Here is a 5,518-nt window from a genome sequence, read left to right on the forward strand (position 1 = left end):
GAGATCTCTTGACCATTAAGTAGCTGGGAAGCAAATTGGTATAAACAAGAGATCTCTCCTATCGTCGAGATGACGAAGTGGCGATAGCATAACGAAGTGGTTATACCATAAAAATCGCTCTAATTATATCCCGGATTTTGTTCAAGTTTGGGATTGAGTACCCTGGCACTAGCGGGTATAGGCATCAAACGTCTTCGCACATCATTGTTTGTTTTAAAACCCCATGTCCCTTCATACTTTCCAAAACGGATCATATCATTACGGTGCCAGCACTCCCAGGCAAATTCCCTGCAACGCTCTTTATAGAGGTCTTCAAGAGTAACGGAGCCCCAAGCTGCCGAGGTAGTACGTACTGCACGCAACTGATTCACCAGTGATAAAGCCGTTTGGCCCTGCGTAGGGGTTGCTCCACGCAATATCGCCTCTGCTTTCATCAATAAAATATCGGAATACCTGAACATTGGAAAATCATTATTTTGATTCCTGTTGGACGAAGTACTGTCGCAATAGAATTTATTGTTGCGATAGCCCATGTTCCATGCGATTTCATCATTACCTGCGTCGAAAGGTCTGGAGGCATCACGTAAAGTAACGTTTGGCGTAATGTCTACCTGATAATTGATCGGAGTAGCGCCATCAGATCCCGCATAGAATTGATCGTATCCTTTCTTTGTTGTCGATACATTAACAGGCGCTCCCGAGAACAAGTATTGCAAACCTTTTATCCATTGCATATTTCGCTTGTCATTAGGATCATCGAAATTCGCATAGTATTCAGGTAGCGTACTCATAGGTGCACTTGGTGTATGTTTCAAGCTAAACTTTGTTTGTAACGAGCGAGGCAAGGAATACCTTGCGAAGAAGAGATAACCATTTGAGAACCCTGGATCAAAGGGTAAAGCGAAAATAAACTCTTTAATTTGAGGTCCATTATCTATAAAAAACATCTTTTTATAGTCTGATTCTAAAGCGAATGGACTTCCTGTTGCGGTAATAATGGCATCACACTGTGCTACGGCATCGTTATAGCGTTGTGTTCCGGTATATACCTCTGCATTCAAATACATCTTAGCCAATATTGCATTTGCTGTGTATTTGGTAGGACGGCCATAAGTAGCGGCTCCCACAACTGAACTCAGGTTTGGTAAAACTTCTTTGAGCTCGGCCTCGATGAAATTAAAAACCGCTGTTCTGGATTTTGTCTCAGGAGATGTAGTTTCACCAAAAGTTGTAACAATAGGGATGTTGCCCCATAGATCCATCATCATGAAAAAGGCCAATGCACGTGTGGCTCTAACTTCAGCTAAAGCTGTGGTTTTAGCGGGAGATTCCGGTGCATCCTTAAGTAAGAACAGGCTTTGGTTGGCCTTGCTGATTACACTTGACAGCCATCCCCAGCCACTGCTAACATGCCCATTGTCAGGATCCCAGGTATGTTTATGGTGTTGTTCATACCTACCACCATCATACCAGTTACCTCCTCTTGCAGGCATGATGGATTCATCAGTACTTAGCGATTGCATGAAAAAATAATCGGTGGTGATGCCCTGACGCAACTGGACGTACACCTGTCCGGTCAATTGTATAAAATGTTGATCTGTTTGGGGAAAGGTTTCAGGAGTTAACTGGGTTTTCACCTCCAGGTCCAGTTTATGGCAGGACGTAAGTATTGTTAGTGATAAAATTACTCCGGTTGCTATGTTTATAAGATTTTTCATCTTCTTAAGATTTTAATTAAATGATACATTTAGACCAAAAAGAAAGGTTCTGGTTTTTGGATAAAAGTTATTGGTATCTACACCTGGTGCCAAACCACCCTGATTGATCTCTGGATCAATACCTTTATATCCGGTAATCACGAATAGATTGTTGGCAGTAGTGTAGAGACGCAACGAACCAACCCCAGGAATAATGTTTTTCTTAAAGGTGTAGCCCAAAGTTGCATTGTCCAATCTCAGATAGCTGCCATTCTCAAGAAAGCGCGAAGAATACCTGTAAGAGTTAAAATCTGCTGTAGATTCATTCTCTACTTCAACAGGTATGTTGGTAAATTGAGCAGTGTTAGGACGGAAGAGGTCAGCTCTGGTTACATTCATGATCTTATTGCCCAATACTGCCCTTACGAAAACACTCAGATCAAAGTTCTTATAGTTTACCGAGTTGGTCCAACCAATCAAAGCCTTAGGTTGTGCATTACCAATTACGTAATAATCAGTTTTATTCAGTAATCCCTGTGTTTTGATATTTCCTGCCGCATCGTAATATTGAGAAACTCCATTGGCATCTTTACCAGCATATTTGAAGGTAAAGAACGTTCCTATTGGCTGTCCGGGTGATAGAATCTGTAATGTTGCCCCACTTTGTCCCCCACCGTCAGGCTGGAAGATGAGCCTATCATCGATTTTAAACTGGCTATCAGAAAGTGTGAGTACTTTGTTGACGTTGTGGGCAAGGTTGATTCCTGTAGTCCAACTGAAATTGTCATTACTTACCGGTGTACCATTCAGAACAATCTCCACCCCTTTATTGCTTAATTTACCTACGTTGGCTGTTAACTGACCTGATGGGTAGAGGTTCTGATCGACGTCGAAGCCGATGATCAGGTCTGTAGTCCTTTTATCATAAAAATCTACTGAACCACCTAATCTTCCTTTAAAGATGCTGAAGTCCATACCGATATTTGCAGTAGCTGTTTTTTCCCAACGCAGATCCGGGTTCTCATTTTGAATAGCACCATAGGCCCCTTCTCTAGGAGATCCGTTGTAATAAAACTGCCCCACCGCTCCATAGATCAATTTTGTAGTCAGTGGAGCAAAGCCTAGCGAATTACCAGCAATACCGTAACTTCCACGTAGTTTCAATGTGCTGATCAGACTTTGATTTTTTAAGAAATTTTCCTGGTCGATGTTCCAACCGGCGCCTACAGAAGGGAAGTAACCCCATTTTTCGTTTTTGCCGAATACGTTCGATCCATCTCTCCGGATAGATCCTTGCAGTAAATACTTATTTTTGTAATTGTAATTTACTCTTGCAAAGTCAGAAATTAACAGAATTTCCTGATAAAGGTATTCTGGGCCATAGTTAACACGGAAATCTGTGATTGCATAAGGGTTACCTAAGCTCAGGTTGTAATAGCTAACCTGATTAATCGGAAAATTTGTTGAGGAAGTCTGTAAACCATCGTTGTTCAGTGATTGCTGATAAGAATAACCGACTACCGCGTTGATATCATGATCACCAAACTTTTTGTTCCAGGTCAGGTAAGTTTCCACGATCTTATTGGTATTCTGATAAGCGTTTCTCAAGGCTAAACCATCTTTACCAACCAGTGAAACAAAGGAAGGATTTGCCGGAGGGTCGGGTGTGTTCCTTACGTTGTTGTATCTAGAGGTATAAATGCTGTTGTAAAAAGCCCCATATACGGTTTGGGTATTCTGATAAGAAGCCGCAACATCATAAGTGAAACCAAAAGGCAATTTAAGATTTGCAGTAAAGGTCCCCAATATATTTTTAGTTTTCAGGTTCTCAGTTGCATTCTCCAGCATGGAAACCGGATTATAATAACTGGTCTGAATCAGGTTGTCAAAGTATGTTCCATCAGGATTTTTAACTGGCGAAGTAGGCAAATAAGTAAGCATCTGAGAAAGAACTGTATTACGATAAGGCACCAGATCGGCATCGCTAATTGAATTACTCAGATTTAGCCCGATCTTTAATTTATCATTCAGGGCTTTTTGTTCAAGACCTATGCGGCCAATAAAACGACCCAGATCACTTGTTCTTACAATACCTTGTTGTTTGAAATAGTTCAAGCTGGCATTATACGTAGTTTTATCTGTACCACCACTAAGCGAAAGGTTGTGGTTTTGCGATATGGCATCCTTACGTTGTACTTCATTTTGCCAGTTGGTATTTGCACCCTGATCATTGGCTGGTGTTAACGCAGAATTATTTCTAGCCAGGAAAGCTTTCAACTGCTCAGCATTCATCATCTCGTACTGGTTGGATACATTCTCAACACCAAAATAAGCGCTGTAAGCCAATTGAGCTTGTCCTGCGGTACCCCGTTTTGTAGTTACCATGATCACTCCGTTTGCAGCTCTGTTGCCGTAAATGGCAGCAGCAGCAGCATCTTTCAAAACGTCGATCGAGGCTATGTCATCTGGTGCAAGCAATGAAATATCAGCACCTGGTACACCGTCGATAACGAATAAAGGTGATTGTGCACCCTCCCGTAACGTAGAAGCCCCACGCATAACAATAGCTGCATTGCGGTTCGGATCACCACTTCGGCTGATGTTTAGTCCAGGTACCTTACCTTGCAGCATCTGTCCGACGTCGCTTATGGCGCCTTTATTCAGTTCATCACCTTTAACGGAAGATATTGAGCTGATCAGGGCCTTTCTGGAACTCTTACCATATCCCACTACAACAACTTCACTTAATGATTTATCTTCTGGTTTTAGCTGAATAGTTAAAGGCTGAGTGCCATTGACAGGCGCTTCAAAGGTTACATATCCGATGTATTTAAAAACTAAAATATCATTTGCACTTTCAGCAGAAATCTTAAACTTTCCTTCTATATCTGTAATGGTTCCAATTTTTGTTCCTTTTACAGTAACACTAACACCAATCAAAGGCATATTGATCTCGTCAACCACCTTACCGGTAACCGTAATGGCTTTTGAGCTGCCTTGAAGTTTTGTTTCGAGTCGCTCACCATCAATCAGAATGATTTTGTTTTTATACACCTGATAGTGAATTGAATATTTGCTCAACAGATTATCAAGCACTGTTTTGAGTTCAACGTCGTCGAACTGAAGAGACATCTTATTGTTAGAGTGAATAACATCCTGGTTATAAATAAACTGAACTTTATTAGCCACAGCCAGTGTTTTCAAAACTTCAGGCAGCGTTTTATTCACTATGGTTAAACTTATTTTTTTATTCRAAGCCTCCTGGGCCAAAGTGGGCTTGGAATAGGTGATGCTGGTAAATAGTATCAATACCAATATTTGACTTAGTGTAATTCTCATGATTTTGCACCAGAAAAGCTTATGATGTAAATAAAATTTCATAATTTTAGTAAGTTGTATTTGAAAAAATATAATTAATTGAGGTCCCCTCACCAATTTAATTGATGTCACAAAGGGGGCTTTTAAAAGCCTAGTACAGGAGTGTTCGAGCACTCTTGTACTTACTTAAGAAGCTTATTGGATCATGTTTGTAGAGTCTTTTTCATACTGGTTCGTTTGAAGGTTTACTTATTGGTTAATTTTGGTTAATTCTTTTTGGTCACTACGATAATATCATTGTCAATATGGTATTCCAGATTTAGCGAAGCCTTAAGCACTTCTAACACATCAGGGAGATTTAAGTCAGTTAAATCGGCATTCATCACTACTTTATTGAGCTCTTCATCCTGAACTTTTATAACAGTATTAAATTCCGAGCTCAGAACCTTCACTATTTCTGAAAGGTTTTTATCACTAAAAGACAAATCAACATGGTTCCAGAT

Annotated in this window: 3 protein-coding genes; all 3 read right to left on the reverse strand. The window is 40.5% G+C overall.

From position 1 onward, the window contains the following. Positions 1 to 119: 119 nt before the first annotated feature. Positions 120 to 1,718, reverse strand: a complete 1,599-nt coding sequence (locus AC1DDX_RS22275; protein ID WP_288879196.1) for a RagB/SusD family nutrient uptake outer membrane protein — start codon at positions 1,716 to 1,718, stop codon at positions 120 to 122. 12 nt (positions 1,719 to 1,730) lie between these two features. Then, entirely contained in the window at positions 1,731 to 5,036 is a 3,306-nt protein-coding gene (locus AC1DDX_RS22280) for a SusC/RagA family TonB-linked outer membrane protein (RefSeq protein ID WP_477622618.1), read from the reverse strand. A 245-nt stretch (positions 5,037 to 5,281) separates the two neighbouring features. Next, on the reverse strand, positions 5,282 to 5,518 hold a 237-nt coding region (locus AC1DDX_RS22285), incomplete at its 5' end, for a DUF4974 domain-containing protein (protein ID WP_477622619.1).

Source organism: Pedobacter sp. 10L46_2 (genome assembly GCF_056395165.1).